Below are 15,741 nucleotides of genomic sequence, written 5' to 3'. Positions count from 1 at the left end.
GGATGGCTCTTCGGTCATGATGGTGCGCTGTTTTAGCGAAGCGCCGCAGAATCCTGTATTGAAAAATGCAACCAGAGCTTATATGATTGCGTCGTACTACTGATATTTATTGATTTTTGATTTACCTAAATTCTACTTAAAGTTGTAATTGGAGGCGCGCATGCTGGCTCCGGACGGCGAAGTCGAACACGACGTGGATCGTGGCTTCGACAAGATTACACGTTGGGAACATTACAAGGGTGCTCATGGCGACGCGGACTCGGAGCGTCGTGATTTCGAGCGCTTTTCCGTTGCGATACTGAAGGTCCAGGATACGGTTCGGCGCCGGTCCGGCGTTCTGCGCATTGACCGTGCGCAGCACGCCAAGGCGTTGCTGGCGGTCGATAATGCGATGCTCAGGATCGCGGACGATCTGCCGGAAGACCTTGTCGTTGGCCCGTGGCGGGCCGGTGCGGAGCTCCCGGTCATTCTGCGCCTGTCGAATGCGAGCGGGGTTCACCAGGCGGACAGTCAGCGCGATCTGCGCGGGGCGGCGCTGCGGGTGGACGCAGGGTCGGCGGTGCATGACCTGCTGATGACCAATTTTCCGGTTCCGCATGCACGCGATGCCGCCCAGTTCATCGCCTTCGCTTCTGCGATGGCGGGCAACCGCATTCTCGGTATTGCGAAACTGATGTTCGCTGTCGGTCCCGCAGAAGCCATCCGGATGTTGCGCAATGTTGCCGGTGGAACAGGACGGCCGGTCCAGTCGCTGGCGGGCGAGAGCTTCTGGAGCCGCGGCGCCATCCTCTGGGGTGAGGACGCCGGTCCGGTGAGGTATTTTCTGCGTCCGGTGGCCGGGAACGTCGCACAGGCCGGGGCGAAGGACTGGCAGCCGCCGGACAATCCGAACTACCTGCGCGCTGAAATGGCGCAATTGCTTGCCAAGGGCGATGTGAGCTGGGAACTCTGCGTTCAGCGGTTCATCAGCGAAGACGTCACGCCGGTCGAAGATGCCGCCGCCGAATGGCCACAGGAAAAGTCCAGGCCGATCGTGGTCGCAACGCTTACCGTTCCGCAGCAGGACATCACCTCGCTGGAGGCCCAGGCGAAAACAGCAGAGATTGACGGGCTTTCCTTCAATCCCTGGAATACCACGCCCGAATTCCGGCCTCTCGGCAATCTCAACCGGGCCAGAAAGGCCGTCTATGCGGCAAGTGCCGCGCATCGCCTGCGCAGACGCTTCTACGAGCCGGTGCCGTTGCGCAACCGGGTCGTGACGGCGTGCTTCTCGCCGGCCTTTTCGCTGCTCAACCGCTGGCTTCCGTGGTACCGGCTGCCGCATCTGGTGGCGCTCCTGAACCTGTCGCTGCTGCGTCACCAGCTGCGCAAGGAAAACCTCATCGATCGGGAGCCTGTCGAACCGAACCCGCAGGCGACCCAGCCGGAACCTGCGGTGCCGGAAAACTTCCGCGACAGCAGAAGCTTCGACGGGAAGCAGAACGATCTGAGCGTTGCCGACATGGGCCGGGAAGGCGCCGCCTTCGGCCGCAACCTGAACCCGGATCCGCGTCCGGGCGATGTGAACACGCCCAATCCCGTTCTTGTCAGCCGCGAATTGCTTTACCGCAAACAGTTCATCCCGGCGTCGTCGCTGAATGTGCTCGCCGCCGCCTGGATCCAGTTCCAGGTGCATGACTGGGTGCAGCACAGCCGCTTTCCGCCGGGCCAGCGGGATGTCGAAGTTCCCATGCCCGACGGGATGACGTGGAAAAACACGCCGCGCGGCAAGAATGAAAGCGTCATGCGGATTTCCGGCGACCGTCCGCTGGGAGCCGCCGACGACATGAACCCGGTTTTCGGCAACACCGTTTCCCACTGGTGGGACGGCTCGGAAATCTACGGCAGCACCCTGCAGAATGCGCAGCGTCTTCGGGAGGGCAGCGGGGCGAAGCTGCGGCTCGAGAACGGCTACCTGCCGGAAGACAACATCGGCATGGAAGTGACTGGCTTCAATGAAAGCTGGTGGCTCGGCCTGTCATCGCTGCACACCCTTTTCGCCCGCGAGCACAATGCCGTCTGCGACGCGCTGCAACGGGAATACCGGGACTGGAGCGACGAAAGGGTCTACCAGACAGCCCGTTTGATCATCTCCGCGCTGATCGCGAAGATCCATACGGTGGAATGGACGCCGGCCATTCTGGCAACCCCGGAAATCGACGTCGCTCTCAACGCCAACTGGTCGGGCCCCGCGGGCGCGTTCACGCGGATGGGGCTCTGGCTTCAGGAAGCCCACGCGTTGCGCGGCATTCCCGAAACGCTGCCTGATCATCACAACGCCAGATACTGCCTGACCGAAGATTTCGTCACGGTCTACAGGCTGCATCCGCTTCTGCCGGACGATTACCGCATCCACGATTCCCAGACCGGAGCCTTTCAGGAGGTGTTCAACTTCGACGCGGTACAGGGCATAAGGACGGACGAGGTGATGCGGCGCATGGGTCTGTCCAGCGTTCTTTATTCCATGGGGATCGCGCATCCGGGTGCGATTACGCTGCACAATTATCCAAGGTCGCTGCAGAACTTCACCCGCACATCGCCGGAGGGCAAATCCGAAATCATCGACCTGTCGGTGGTCGATCTGGTGCGGGAACGCTCGCGCGGTATTCCCCGCTACAACAAGTTCCGCCAGGGGCTGCACAAGTCGCCGATCAAGCGTTGGGAGGACATCACCGCCGACAGCGAAAACGTGCGTCTGCTCAAGGAAGTCTACAAGTCCATCGACGATGTCGACACGATGGTCGGCCTTTACGCCGAAACGCCGCCTCCGGGCTTCGGCTTTTCCGACACCTCGTTCCGCATATTCATCCTGATGGCGACCCGCAGGCTTCAGTCGGACCGTTTCCTGACCGTCGATTTCCGGCCGGAAATCTATTCGCCGCTCGGAATTGCCTGGGTGCAGGAAAACACCATGAGCAGCATTATTCTGCGCCATTTCCCCGACTTTGCGTCCGTCCTGCCGACGGGGCAAAGCGCGTTCGCCCCGTGGCGGCGGCGGCAGAATTGAGGAGCATGTGCAATGCCGGTCTCCAATCACCGCCTCAATTACGTCTGGCGAACGGTCCTTTGGGTGTGCAACGCGGTCCTGCTGATCGCGCTCGGCTTGACGGGCCTGTTCATCTATATCGAGGGAGGCTGGGCGAAACCGGTCTTCCGGGACACGCCTGAAGCCTTTCGGCATGGCACCATCGGGACAGAGGTGATGCCGCTGCCGGTTGCCCTCGTGCTGCCGTACCTGTTTCCGCATCATTTCCAGCCGGGCGGACAGGACGCGGGCAGCTGGGTGGAACAGTTCGGATTTCTGGACGATCCGGAAAACCCGGACGGGCTTCCGATCGGCTTTACCACGACCAACTACCGGCCCCAGTCCGCCGCGCCTTCACCGGTCAGGTTCGTCGCCCTGACCTGCGCCCTGTGCCATACAACCGAACTGCGCACATCGGACGGCGGGGCACCCACCCGGCTGGTCGGCCCGGGGAGCGTTTCGATCAATCTGTTCGCATGGCTCGACGCGTTCCAGGCTTCGCTCCTCGAACGGCAGCCGGCGGCGGTGGGCGAGGCGGCGGCGGACGCGCCTTTCACGCTGACGGTGGACGCGATCACCGCAGCCTATGAAGACAAGACCGGCGAGAGCCTGGGACTGATGCAGCGGCTCATGATCGGCATGTGGCTTGGCCAGATCCGCGACCGGATGACCGAGAGTATCTCCCGTTTCGACGAACCTTACGGCAACGGCCGGTCGCGCGATGAGGACGTCACGCCGACGGGGCCGACACGGACGCTGGCTTTCCGCACGTTGCTGCGCAATGTGATGAATTACCCGGCGAACGACCTGCCGATCCATTCCAAGATTGCGACGATCTATAATCAGGGCTGGCGCGAGCGGGCGCAGTTCGACGGATCGATCTCCAGTTCGGAGGCGCGAAGCTCGCTGGCGGCGGTCGCCGCCGGGGCAACGGATGTCAATCTGGCCAATCCGGAGATCGTGCACAACATCCGCAAGGCGATCGAATACACGGTCACGCTTGCACCACCGCGCTTCGAGGATGTTTTCCCCGACGCGGCGCCGCAGGATCCGGAGGCGGTGCGTCGCGGACGGGAAGTCTACCGGGAAAATTGCATGACCTGTCACGGCGACAGGTCCGGCCAGAGCTGGGAACCGGGCGAACGGACGCACGAGGTGATCCCGGTTGCCGAAATCGGCACCGATCCGGAACGCGTCATGTTCCGTCACTACGGCGAAATGCCCGACGCGCTTTACCGGTATTTTCCTGAAGACCATCCTTTCGCGCTCGACAGGAGCGAAATCTTTCCGCAGTCGGAAGACGCCGACAACATCGACATCCGGGGGTATGTGGCCGGTCCGATCGACGGAGCCTTCCTGCGGGCGCCCTACCTGCATAATGCCAGCGTTCTGACACTGGCGGAGCTGATCAACCTGGAGCCGCGACGGGCACAGTTCTATCGCGGCCGGAACCTTTACGACACCGATCGTGCGGGTCTTGCCAGTCCGCCGCGCAGGGATGCGTTGCGCTATTTCCGGTTCGACACTTCGGCGCCAGGCAACGCGAATTCCGGTCATGATTATCCCTGGGCAATCGACGATCCCCGACGGGATCCGGCAGCCCTTGGTGATCTGCTCGCCTATCTGAAAACCCTGTGAGGTCCGCCATGAACCATGACAAACCGAAGGCGGTGACGCTCGCGCAATTCACCGCGATGAGTGTGCCGACCACGCTGTTGATCCTGTGGACCATGTTCGCACCGGAACTGGGCGGTGCGCTGGAACTCGGCCGCACCAAGCTGACCATCTGGGCGACGACCTTCCTGCTTGTTCCGGCGCTTGCATTCTGGCTGTTCCGGACGACAAACCGGGCTATCGCCAATCTCGGGTATCTCTTCTGGACAGCTGCCTGGGTGGTGTTCCTGCTGCATGCCTACTGGGCGATCTTCATCATTTTCGACGGTATCGCCGACACATTCGTGCAGCAGGGGACGCTTATCGCCGGGGGGAATTTTTTCCTTCTGGCCGTCTGGACGCTTGATGTCGCGATGATCTGGCTGCTGCCGGCGCGGTTTCAGTCCTACTGGGTTCAACTGGTCGCAAGGCTGCTGGCATTCCTGATCTTCGCCCTGACCCTGGTCGCCCTGAGAGGCGGGTCCATCCAGATCCTCGGATTTGTGTTTACCGGAATCCTGGTTGCCGGCGCGCTGGTCCGGGCGATCGTCCAGGTGCCGGCAGCAAGGGTGGAAACCTGATATGGACAACAATGCGGAAATTCACGGTGGGCTTGCAGATCTTCTCAGCCGGCCCCTGATCGAAACGATCTGGCAGCGCAGGACCCACAGGGTTCCGCGCGGCGTGGAGGAAGTTGCCGCCGGGTCCATGACCTACCGCTCGCAGCAGGACCCCAAACCCCTTTCGGAGCTGGAGGAAGCGCTGCTGATCGCGATGACCGGCGCGACCGGCCTGACCATGCCAGACCGGCCGTTTCAGGATCCCGACACGGGCCGTCTTGTCATGGCAAAACCGAACCTGACGATGACGGGGCGGACGGCAGGCAGTCCCGACAACGCGCAAGGCACCCATTTTTTCCTGATCAACGACACGGGAACCTATTTCCTGCGCCAACTGCCGGCGAGCCAGGAGGCGTTCTCGCCCGAGGCATTGATCCGGCGAGCGGATGAGGCCAAGGTCAAGCTGCTGGACAAGCGTCTGGACGTGGAGAAGGGCGCGCGGAATTTTCCCGCCTATCTGGATTCCAATCGCCTCTTGTCCAACCTGCCGGGCACGACGATCCTGCTTCCGGTGGTCGATCTTTCGCACCAATATATCAACGGGCTGATGTATCTCCTCACCCAGCCGGACGGTGCCCGCCCCGCCCTGGTGGACGACAGGAATTTCTACATGTCCGCCGGGGTGAAGGAGTGGATCCGCCGCGGCTTTCTGAATAACGACATCAAGGTTCCGCTCGGCGTTGTCGGGTCGTTGCGGACCCAGCTTGAAGCGCCTTTGCTGCTGCAGAACCTCTTTCTGGTCGCCGAAGCCATGGGGCTCGGGGCATGGATCCACGCCACCATCAGCCCGCCGGTGCTGACGGGCGATCCCAAGTTCCGCGATCAGTTCGGGCCGATGCTGGGGTTTGACCATGTGGTCCCCAAGTGGCGGCTGATGGACATTCTGAGATGGCACGTACCGTTGCCGCGGTTTGCGGATGTCCGGGCGCACCCGGTTGCCCTGCGCCATCAGGGCGAAGACCTGATCAAGGCCAAGTGCCCGCCGAATTACGCCAGTATGGGCGAAGCGGTGGATGCGGTCGTTGCGCAGAAATTCGGGTCGGGCGGTGTCTACCAGGACGGCGATACCTTCCGGAAAATCTACAAGGACGATTACGGCGAGCGCTATCTGAAAGAGGCGGCGCAATACGACAAGGACGTCATCAGCTGCGTGCGCGACATCTGCACTTACATTCATGACACCCATGGCCGGTTCCCGGCACATTGCGAAGCCATTCACGTGCCCGGTGTGTGGCTGCAGGTGCATCACGTCGAGCTGCCGTATTACGAGAAATTTTTCAGGAACGGGGTCACGGAGCGGCATCGGAACCACGATGCGCTGTGGGACACGGAGACGGGCACTTGATTGCGCCAGACTTCCGCCGGGCATGAATTTGAACTGGGGAGGCATCCGGAATGGTTGTCGACGGGAATGCATTTGAAAACGTTCTGGATGTTCTGCATCAGGCGACCTTCTCGATAGCAGCCGGCCAGCCGCTGCCTCCGGCGCGGTTCTCGCTGCTGTTGAAGCCGGGAGAGGACGCCGCGAAGGCGATGGACGATATCGCCCGAAGCTTCGAGACAAGGTTCGCGGTGACTATCGAACAGCCTCTCAGGAAGGACGAGCCGGAATTGCTCGTCCTGACCCTGCCAGGGCGGTGCTTTTACGACAGTCCTCACCTGTGTTTCGAAGCAGCCTACCGGCTGATAGACGCATTCGGACTTTCCAACGCCGAGCCGGAAATACTGACCGGTATCTTCGTGGAGCCGGACCTTGGCGGTCCGCAGCGATTGGAGGAACTGGCGGTCGCGACCCCCGGCGGATGCTGGGCACCGCCGGAACCGCGCGTGGAAAGCGACAAGCAATGGGCGTTGACGGCGATGCGGGTCAAGGAGGCCTGGGACCTGTCGCCGCCGGATCGCACGCAAGGCGTCGGGATTGTGATCGCTCAGCCCGATACAGGCCTGACCGATCATGCCGAGCTGCAGGATATCCGGTTAAAGAATCCCATCGACCTCATTCAGGGAGATAGCGATCCGGAGGACCCGTTGACGGCGTGGTTCGGCAACAACGGTCACGGCACGGCGACGGCCAGCGTTGTCTTCAGCAAGGCACCCGGCGACGTGCTCGGGTCCGCCCCGAAAGCCGTCCTGATGCCGATCCGGGCCATTCGCAGCGTTGTGCGCACCTCGCAACTCAGTGTCGCCGAGGCGATCAATTACGCGGTGGACAATGGTGCTCACGTCATCACCATGAGCCTGGGAGGCGTGCCGTCGTTTTTCCTGCGGGCCGCGGTTCGCAGGGCGGTGCGTAACAACATCATCGTCATGGCGGCCTCGGGCAACTGTGTGCGCGAGGTTGTCTATCCGGCACGGTATGACGACTGCATGGCGGTTGCGGGAACGAATATCGACGATCAGCCCTGGCGCGGCACCTGCCGGGGGCCTTCGGTGGCCATCAGCGCACCGGCCGAGAATGTCTACAGGGCGCGGGCGGAACGCGTCGATGAGGAGGCGCGGTTCTCGACCGGGCAAGGCCAGGGAACGAGCTTCGCTGTCGCACTGACCGCAGGTGTCGCTGCCTGCTGGCTCGCCCATCACGGGCGGGACATGCTTGTCAGCAAGGCAGAAGCGCGGGGCGAGAAACTGCAGCAGAGTTTCGCGCGGCTCGCCATCGCCACCGCAAGGAAGGTTCCGGGCTGGAATTCCGAGGAATTCGGGGCTGGTATCCTGGATGCCGCCGCTCTTCTCGGTGCAGATTTTGACCTGGTCCCGCAAGGTCCTCAACCGGAATTGGCGGTTGCGGCGCGGGATACGGGCAGTGTGCGTTCGCTGGTCGAAGGCGCCGCCGGCGACCAACCGGTGGAGGACATCGATTGGGACGTTTACGGACCGGAGATCGCCCTGAACATCTACACCAACGCAATGGCCGGAGGAGGGCTGCGAAGCGGAGAACGGGGCGTGCTGGAGACAATCGCGGGTGCCCGCGCCGAACCGCTGTCCGCATCACTGCTCGAACGGCTCAAATCACGGCCGGGCCTCAAGGCCGCGCTTTGAAACTCTCCCGATAAGATTCGCTTCAGGGGAGCGCGGCGAGGTCTTCGGAGGATCTGTTCATCATGATCGTCGCAACGCCCATCATCAGCGGGCCGACGCCCTTCGGATCGTCTTCCACGACAGGTTCGCTCAGATAGTATTCCGGCGTTCCATCGCGGTATACGCCTTCAAAGCCACCCAGGCCTGCGACTTCGCATATGCCGGACATACGTATCCTGCCGTCGGCGCGCGGACCGATCGCATGGGCGGTCAGGCTTCCCATAAGATCCTCGCGGACAGGGGCGATGAGTTCGAGGGCCTGCGCGCGCTCCAGAGCATAGACAAACATCGCCGAGGCGGATGTCTCCGGGTAATTGCCTTCAAGATCGGGCGCATCGATTATCTGAAGCCAGAGGCCGTCTTTCGTGCGCAGTTCGAGGATGCGGTTCAGGAGATCGGTGGTCTGCTGGCGCAACGGTGAAAAGCTTTCAGGTCCGATCAGGTCGGCGACATCCACAAGGCACATGCACAACCAGCCGAGCGCTCGAGCCCAGTGCGCCTGTGACCTGCCTGTCTGCGGATCGGCCCAGTCTTGGTGATGGATCTCGTCGTAGCCATGAGCATAGAGACCGGTTTCCGGCACATAGGTTTCTTTCAGCGCAATTTCGAGTTGGGTCAGGGAATCGCGGATCAGTTCGGGCCGGTTGCGCGCATGGGCATAGGCGATCTGAAAAGGGGCGGCCATGTAAAGGCCATCCAGCCAGATCTGCCAGGGGTAGCGTGCCTTGTGCCAGTAGACGTTGGATTTGGTGCGTGGTTGCGTGGCGAGCTGATCGGCGAGAAGATCTGCGCAGGCAAGATATCTCGGGTCGCCCGTAAGCATGTCGAGGTACAGCAGGGCGCTGCCCGCCCTGACGTTGTCGATGTTGTATTCTGATAGAATATAACCGGAGAGCTTCGGCCCCGGCAGGATCTGTGCATCCACGAGCCGCTTGAGATGGGTGAGCCACCGGCTTTCGCCGCTTGCCATGTGCAGCAGTTCCAGACCGCGGTAGATCAGGCCGTCTTCGTAGCACCAGTTGCCGCCCTTGTAGGGTTTGTAGTCCGTTGCATACCGGTCGAAAAAGTCAGTCAGCATGAGGTTTGTCCTCGGGGGCAAGAGTTATTCCGCCAACGACTTCTGCGAATTGAGCAACAATAGTCTCATGTCGGCAGGCAGGGACCCGGCACGCCATCAGCGGCACATCGGGAACGGCATTCGGATCGAAGGACACCAGCATGTTCTCGATGCGGATATCCGAAAACGGGGCCTCGGGGAGACCGAGAAGGGCAACGGCCGCCAATTGCACATTGGTCGCCGTGACATCCCTGAGCGTGATCGCCGAGACCTGCGGCGTGGTGTCGTCCACAGGGGCCGGGTCGCGGGACTGGACGGCTTCGGACTTGCCGTCGGCATCGCAGAAATAGAAGGCGTTGGCCGCGAAGGCGGTGGCGACACGGTCCATGTCGACATCCGTCATGGAAATATCGGCGACCTTTCCACCCCGGCCCCGGCGTGTCTTGATCCTCAGGCCGCGGTCGGTGCCGAGGAAGCGGCAGTGTTCAATCCTGACACCGCTGATCCCGCCGCTCATTTCCGATCCGAGCACTACCGCCCCGTGGCCCCGTTCCATAAGGCAATGGCTGATGGTCAGGTTTTGCGTCGGCGCAAGGTGGTCGACGCGGTCCCCGTCGCGTTTACCGGACTTGACGGCGATGCAGTCGTCACCGACCGAAAAATGGATGCCGGTCAGGTTGGTCTCTTCGCAGCATTCCGGATTCAGGCCATCGGTGTTGGGGCTGTCGGATGGGTTCTCGATCTTCAGTCCGGCCGCGGTGACATGGCGGCTGTGGAAGGGATGGACGGTCCATGAGGGCGAATTGCGGATTGTCAGGCCGGACATGAGGACGTGGTCGCAATGGGCGAGAAAAACCGTTCTCGGCCGCCGGGCGCCCCGTCTTGTTTCTTTCGGCCACGTCCACCAGTCGCCCCGGTCACCGCCGCCGTCGATCGTTCCGGCTCCTGTCAGGGCGATGTCCTTGCAGCCGATCGCCGTGATCAGCGCTGCAAAACTTCTTTCCGGAAGCCCCTCCCAGGTGCCGATGACGCGGCCTGCCGTGTCGCGTTCTTCAAGGATCGGCCAGTCCTGCCATTCGCCGATGGCGGCAAGCTCCGCACCTTGCTCCAGATGAAGGGTCATGCGGGAGCGCAGGAACAGCGGGCCGGTCATGAAGCGGCCGGGTGGAACCAGAAGCGTGCCGCCTTCTGGAACGGCGTTTATGGCTGCCTGAATGGCAGGCGAATTGTCTTCAGCGGAGGGGTCGGCGCCATGGGCGAGGATGTCTGTCGCGCCGAGACACTGTCTCGTGCGGAACTCGATGCTGCCGAATATGCAGGTCAGGCCGTAACCGGTGTCCGGTTGCAGATCGTTCAACTGCAGGACGGCCTGTTCCGTGCGGCCTGAAACGGACTCTCCGTCCGTCAGCGGCGTCAATATGAACCCGACCGGCTCCGGCAGGGCATATTTCGCCCCGGCAGGCGCGAGGAGCACGGTTGCCGTCCTCGATGAAACGGCAATGAGCTTGAGTAGGGTCATTGAAACACTGCGGGTCAAAGCGAACAGGAAGCGGCCGGGAGAACCCGGCCGCTTCGATTGTTCAGGGACGGTATTCCTCGATGGCCTCGTTGACGCCATCGATGATCTGCTCGGCGGCCGCGTTGGCATCGATCTGCCCGTAGGCATATTCTTCAAGCGTATCCAGGAAGATCGAGCGAACGTCCGGATGCTCGTTCAGCGGCGATACGGTGGGGCCGGAAGCTGCCATGATGATGGCATTGGCATCCGCCAGCTCCGGCTTGATGCTGCCGGCGGCCTTCAACTGGCCCGACGCAGCTTTTGACGCCGGCAGTCCGCGGGTCGTGCCGAGTGCCTCGATCCCTTCAGGCTCGTTGAGCAGGCAGTTGAGGATCTGGGCGGCGGCTTCCTTGTTCTCGGAACGCTTCGAGATGGAGAACATCATCGACGGTTTGCGGTAGATGCCTTCCGTCTGTGCGCCTTCGCCTGTCAGGATCTTGACCGGAACGAGGTTCTGGCCTTCCTGGAGAGGGTCGGAGAACTTGAAGTAGGTCGAATCCCATTCATAGGACCCGGCGATACGCCCATCCGTCCATTCCGGCTTTTCATAAAGGTTGGCGTTGCCGGCGGCGTTGGCCTCCTGCTGGGTCATGGTCACGCCGCTTTCCATCATCTTGCCATAGACCTCGATGCCCGCAGCCAGTTCCTCGGGTGTCCAGGCAACGGTGACGGTTGCCGGATCGATGAGATCCTTGCCTGTCTGCTGGGTGGTGTAGAGCGATACCAGCAGGGCCGCGGTTTCCTTGATGGCGTTGAGCGGATAATACTCCTCGCCGAGCTTTTCGCGGATCTGCTGGGCGGCTGCGAACAGCTCGTCCCAGGTTGCCGGCAGCGGAACGCCTGCCTTGTCGAATGTGGTCTTGTTGAAGAAGAAAACACGTCCGGTGGTGGAGACCGGCAGGCCGTTGATATGGCCGTTCACGGATGTCGAATCCAGCTGGGCATCGGTCCAGTTGTCCAGCTCGATAACGCCGGAAAGCTCCTTCAGATCGGCGAAGCCTTCGCCGTTGGAGGAGAACAGCGGCAGCCACGGCCAGTTGATCTGCATGATGTCGGCTTCGGTTCCACCGGCTATCTGCGTGGTGACCTTTTCCAGGTGACCCGACCAGCCCGTGAATTCCGGCTTGATCGTGTGGCCGTGTTTTTCACCGCAAACCTTCAGGGCTGCCTGTGTGGCTTCGTGGCGGCTGTCGCCACCCCACCAGCTCATGCGCAATTCCGCCGCGCCCGCAGCGGAAACTGTTGTTGCAAGTGCGGTTGCGGTCAGCAATGCACCAAGGCCAAGTTTCAATCCTGTCATTTCTTCCTCCCATGACGATCAGACTTAAAGTCCGGCAAGCGAGATGTTCTGCTCGCTGTACCTGTCGAACAGATGAATCCGGTGTCCGACAGGTTTGAGTGCGACAGCATCTCCGCGCTTCGGAATTGCAGTGAGATGGTCGCTTGGCACCACGGCGACAAAGATCTGGCCGTGGATGCCGATATGAAGATTGATTTCGTGTCCCAGGAATTCGACGGTGGTCACTGTTCCCGAAAGCGCGTTTTCCGTGCCGGGCGGACAGACTTCCAGGTGCTGGGGGCGAATGCCGAACTTCACCGGACCTGTGGTCTCGCTGAGCCGCTCGCCAAGACCTTCGTCAACCCTGATGGTCTGGTCACCTATTGTGATGTGGGGCACCTGATTGGTCATCAGCACCGCGTCCACAAGGTTCATTTCCGGCATGCCGATGAAGCCTGCGACAAAGGCGTTGGCGGGACGTTCATAGAGCGTCACCGGGTCAGCTACCTGCATGATGTGGCCTTCGCGCATGACACAGATACGGTCGCCCATGGTCATGGCTTCCACCTGGTCATGGGTGACATAGACGACGGTCGCCGGGCGGCCTTCCGCCTTCAGGCGCTTGTGAAGATCGGTGATGCGGACCCGCATGTAGGCCCGCAGCTTGGCGTCGAGGTTGGAAAGCGGCTCGTCGAAGAGGAACACCTCGGGGTGCTTGATCAGTGCCCGTCCGACCGCAACGCGCTGGGCCTGGCCGCCCGAAAGCTGTTTCGGCAGGCGGTCCAGAAGCTCTTCGATCTCCAGAACCTTCGAGACGTCCTGGGTCGCGTCGTGGATTTCGGCTTTCGGCCGGCGCTTCAGGCGCAGGCCAAAGGAGAGGTTGTTCTTCACCTTCATGTGCGGGTAGAGCGCGTAGTTCTGGAACACCATGGCGATGCCGCGCTTGCCCGGGACGATGTCGTTGACGACACGGTCGCCGATGCGGATCTCACCGCCGGTGATGGTCTCCAGGCCGGCGATCATCCTCAGGGTGGTCGACTTGGCACAGCCGGACGGACCAACAAGCACCATGAACTCGCCTTCCTGGACGGTGAGATCGATGCCGTGCACGGCCTTGAAGCCGCTGCCGTAGGTCTTCTCGACGGATTTCAGTTGCAGCTCGGCCATCAGCCTTTGACCCCTCCTGTCGAGATACCTTCGATGAAGTATTTTTGTGCGATGAAAAACACCGTCAGTGACGGCGCGAGCGCCAGGACCGACATGGCCAGGATCTGGTTCCAGTCGAAGGCCTCCGTCGTGTCGATAGACAGTTTGAGGGCCAGGCTCACTGGGTACTTGTCGATTGATGACAGATAGATCAGCGGTCCGAGGAAGTCGTTCATGGTCCACATGAACTGGAAAAGGCAGACGGAGACGATGGCCGGCATCAGCATGGGCACGACGATATAGATCAGCGTCTGCAGCGTATTGGCGCCATCGACCCTTGCCGCCTCTTCCATGTCGCGGGGAATGGCCCGCAGGAACTGGATCAGCATGAAGACGAAGAACGCATCTCCCGCGACAGCCGAGGGCACCCAGAGCGGCAGGAAACTGTCGAGCCAGCCGATATCGCGGAACAGCAGATATTGCGGGATGCGGGTCACGACGTTCGGCAGCAGCAGGGTCGCGATCACCGTCATGAACAGGATGCGCTTGCCGGGAAAATCGAACCGGGCGAAGCCGTAGGCGACGAGGGTGCAGGAGATGGCCGTGCCGATGACCTTCGGCGTGATGATCAGGAAGGTGTTCCAGAAAAACCGTCCGAAAGTGTAGGGCGTGGATGTTTCCCAGCCCTTGATGTAGCCCGAGAGGGTCGGGTCCTTGGGCCAGAACGATGGGCTCGCAAAGATCTCGGAGTTGGTCTTGAAGGAGGCGCCGATCAGCCAGATCAGCGGATAGAGCATGATCAGGCCGAAGATGAGCAGAACGCTGTAGCGCATGGCGCTGGAAATCCGGCTGCGGCGGCGCAGCTTGATTTCCATGGCGGTCGCCGGCTCGCTTGTGGCCAGCAGCTTTTGCGGGTTCAGGTCGAAAGAGGCGGTCATCGTTCAGCTCCTCTTGTCGCCGGCGTAGTAGACCCATTTCTTGGACGACCAGAAGGCGGCAAGGGTCAGGATCATGATGATCGCGAAGAGCACCCAGGCAATCGCGGAGGCGTAGCCCATGTCGAAGCTCTTGAAGGCTTTTTCGTAGATATAAAGGGGCAACAGGTACGTCGATTTCAGCGGTCCGCCCTCGGTGATGATGTAGGGGCCGTTGAACTCCTGGAAGGCCTGCACCGTCTGCATGATCAGGTTGAAGAAGATCACCGGGGTGATCAGCGGCAGCGTGATGTAGCGGAACAGATGCCACTGGTTGGCGCCGTCGATGGAGGCCGCCTCGTAGAGCGACTTGTCGACCGATTGCAGCGCGGCGAGGAAGATCACCATGGCCGAGCCGAACTGCCAGCAGCGCAGGAGCGTGATGGTGATCAGCGCGTTCTGGGGATCACCGAACCAGTTGATGGGCTCCAGCCCGACAAGACCGATGATCATGTTGACGAGGCCGCTCTGGGCGAAGATGTAGCGCCACAGGACGGCAATCGCGATCGATCCACCCAGAATCGAGGGCACGTAATAGGCTGTGCGGAAGAAATTGATCGCCTTCAGCCGGTAGTTCAGGATCACCGCGATCAGCAGCGCGAAGGCCAGCTTGATCGGCACCGTCATGAAGACATAGAGCAGCGTGACCTTCAGCGACTTGTCGAACGTGCGGTCGCGTGTGAACAGCTTGTGATAGTTGTCCAGACCCGTCCATCTAGGCGTGGAGAGCAGATCGTAATCGGTAAAACTCAGATAGAAGGATGCGGCGAAAGGGAAAGCCGTAAACAGCAGCAGACCCGCAACATATGGCGCGACATATAAATAGCCGAGATACTTGTTGTCACCTCCCATCAGGCTGCCTCCGCCGCAAGACCGGAGGGAAGCGGATGGGCCGTTGAAGAGATCATTTCCTGGAACATTGCGTAGGCATCCCGTTCTGTCAGGTCTCGGACAAGCGGATCTGCACAAAACAGCGGGACGAGACTGTCGTGGTTTGCGTTCGCAAGAGCGGTCAACAGTCGCGTTTGCCGTCCGGAGTGATCCAGAACGATCTTTTCCAGTTCCTGCGGAAGTCTGCCAGCTTTAATCGGGATGATCTTTTCCTGAAGGGAGGCGGCGTCGGTCTCGGCGCTTGCGTCCGGATCCGGCCCTTCCATCTGACCCCGGTCGGGCGATCTGCCGCCGATATATGCGATTTTTACCGGAGATCCGTATTCGGAATGTTTCATGTCTTTTGCAAAAAGTGCCTGCCGCCGTGCGACTGGATATATCTGTCCCGATGCGGGCCCGGCACTGTTTCCTCCCATGGAGAGCG

The 15,741-nt window shown here is 61.2% G+C and carries 12 protein-coding genes; 5 read left to right on the top strand and 7 right to left on the bottom strand.

All coding sequences use genetic code 11. The features are described from left to right. Positions 1-160 precede the first annotated feature (160 nt). From Q1B40_RS24405 to Q1B40_RS24385, 5 genes are read left to right on the top strand one after another with little or no spacing between them, the layout of a single operon-like run. Positions 161-3,046: a peroxidase family protein gene (locus Q1B40_RS24405; RefSeq protein WP_299821109.1), complete on the top strand. Its 2,886-nt coding sequence runs from the start codon at positions 161-163 to the stop codon at positions 3,044-3,046. Positions 3,047-3,058: 12 nt separating this feature from the next. Next, positions 3,059-4,702 carry a c-type cytochrome gene (locus tag Q1B40_RS24400; RefSeq protein WP_299821106.1) on the top strand — a complete coding sequence of 548 codons (1,644 nt, stop codon included), beginning with the start codon at positions 3,059-3,061 and terminating at the stop codon, positions 4,700-4,702. An 8-nt stretch (positions 4,703-4,710) separates the two neighbouring features. After that, positions 4,711-5,298: a hypothetical protein gene (locus tag Q1B40_RS24395; protein WP_299821101.1), complete on the top strand. Its 588-nt coding sequence runs from the start codon at positions 4,711-4,713 to the stop codon at positions 5,296-5,298. Position 5,299: 1 nt separating this feature from the next. After that, entirely contained in the window at positions 5,300-6,682 is a 1,383-nt protein-coding gene (locus Q1B40_RS24390) for a hypothetical protein (protein WP_299821098.1), read from the top strand. Between the two features lie 50 nt (positions 6,683-6,732). Beyond that, entirely contained in the window at positions 6,733-8,373 is a 1,641-nt protein-coding gene (locus Q1B40_RS24385; protein ID WP_299821095.1) for a S8 family serine peptidase, read from the top strand. A gap of 22 nt (positions 8,374-8,395) precedes the next feature. On the opposite strand, the gene Q1B40_RS24380 is transcribed toward Q1B40_RS24385, so the two are convergent. The 7 genes from Q1B40_RS24380 to Q1B40_RS24350 all read right to left on the bottom strand — a co-directional run bounded on the left by Q1B40_RS24380 (position 8,396) and on the right by Q1B40_RS24350 (position 15,655). After that, complete coding sequence (locus Q1B40_RS24380; RefSeq protein WP_299821092.1) at positions 8,396-9,490, bottom strand: glycoside hydrolase family 88 protein; 1,095 nt, start codon at positions 9,488-9,490, stop codon at positions 8,396-8,398. Beyond that, complete coding sequence (locus Q1B40_RS24375; protein ID WP_299821089.1) at positions 9,480-10,988, bottom strand: glycoside hydrolase family 28 protein; 1,509 nt, start codon at positions 10,986-10,988, stop codon at positions 9,480-9,482. Before Q1B40_RS24375 ends, Q1B40_RS24380 begins: the two co-directional genes overlap by 11 nt. Positions 10,989-11,049: 61 nt before the next feature. Then, a complete protein-coding gene (locus Q1B40_RS24370) occupies positions 11,050-12,327 on the bottom strand; it encodes an ABC transporter substrate-binding protein (protein ID WP_299821086.1) in 1,278 nt (425 codons plus the stop codon). Between the two features lie 24 nt (positions 12,328-12,351). After that, positions 12,352-13,473 (bottom strand): ABC transporter ATP-binding protein, encoded by a 1,122-nt coding sequence (locus Q1B40_RS24365; protein WP_299821083.1) that lies wholly within the window; start codon positions 13,471-13,473, stop codon positions 12,352-12,354. Then, a complete protein-coding gene (locus tag Q1B40_RS24360; RefSeq protein WP_299821191.1) occupies positions 13,473-14,327 on the bottom strand; it encodes a carbohydrate ABC transporter permease in 855 nt (284 codons plus the stop codon). The genes Q1B40_RS24365 and Q1B40_RS24360 overlap by 1 nt, the downstream gene beginning before the upstream one ends. A gap of 66 nt (positions 14,328-14,393) precedes the next feature. Next, positions 14,394-15,278 (bottom strand): carbohydrate ABC transporter permease, encoded by an 885-nt coding sequence (locus Q1B40_RS24355; RefSeq protein ID WP_299821080.1) that lies wholly within the window; start codon positions 15,276-15,278, stop codon positions 14,394-14,396. Then, positions 15,278-15,655, bottom strand: a complete 378-nt coding sequence (locus Q1B40_RS24350) for a hypothetical protein (protein ID WP_299821077.1) — start codon at positions 15,653-15,655, stop codon at positions 15,278-15,280. The genes Q1B40_RS24355 and Q1B40_RS24350 overlap by 1 nt, the downstream gene beginning before the upstream one ends. Positions 15,656-15,741: the final 86 nt, after the last annotated feature.

Source organism: uncultured Roseibium sp., assembly GCF_947496995.1.
Lineage (GTDB): Bacteria > Pseudomonadota > Alphaproteobacteria > Rhizobiales > Stappiaceae > Roseibium.
This window is presented reverse-complemented; position numbering and strand designations above follow the sequence as displayed.

What these genes read in the sequence shown, in the direction of transcription:
- Q1B40_RS24405 (WP_299821109.1), top strand. Translation starts at nt 161, where the DNA reads ATGCTGGCTCCGGACGGCGAAGTCGAACACGACGTGGATCGTGGCTTC.
- Q1B40_RS24400 (WP_299821106.1), top strand. Translation starts at nt 3,059, where the DNA reads ATGCCGGTCTCCAATCACCGCCTCAATTACGTCTGGCGAACGGTCCTT.
- Q1B40_RS24395 (WP_299821101.1), top strand. Translation starts at nt 4,711, where the DNA reads ATGAACCATGACAAACCGAAGGCGGTGACGCTCGCGCAATTCACCGCG.
- Q1B40_RS24390 (WP_299821098.1), top strand. Translation starts at nt 5,300, where the DNA reads ATGGACAACAATGCGGAAATTCACGGTGGGCTTGCAGATCTTCTCAGC.
- Q1B40_RS24385 (WP_299821095.1), top strand. Translation starts at nt 6,733, where the DNA reads ATGGTTGTCGACGGGAATGCATTTGAAAACGTTCTGGATGTTCTGCAT.
- Q1B40_RS24380 (WP_299821092.1), bottom strand. Translation starts at nt 9,490, where the DNA reads ATGCTGACTGACTTTTTCGACCGGTATGCAACGGACTACAAACCCTAC.
- Q1B40_RS24375 (WP_299821089.1), bottom strand. Translation starts at nt 10,988, where the DNA reads ATGACCCTACTCAAGCTCATTGCCGTTTCATCGAGGACGGCAACCGTG.
- Q1B40_RS24370 (WP_299821086.1), bottom strand. Translation starts at nt 12,327, where the DNA reads ATGACAGGATTGAAACTTGGCCTTGGTGCATTGCTGACCGCAACCGCA.
- Q1B40_RS24365 (WP_299821083.1), bottom strand. Translation starts at nt 13,473, where the DNA reads ATGGCCGAGCTGCAACTGAAATCCGTCGAGAAGACCTACGGCAGCGGC.
- Q1B40_RS24360 (WP_299821191.1), bottom strand. Translation starts at nt 14,327, where the DNA reads ATGGAAATCAAGCTGCGCCGCCGCAGCCGGATTTCCAGCGCCATGCGC.
- Q1B40_RS24355 (WP_299821080.1), bottom strand. Translation starts at nt 15,278, where the DNA reads ATGGGAGGTGACAACAAGTATCTCGGCTATTTATATGTCGCGCCATAT.
- Q1B40_RS24350 (WP_299821077.1), bottom strand. Translation starts at nt 15,655, where the DNA reads ATGAAACATTCCGAATACGGATCTCCGGTAAAAATCGCATATATCGGC.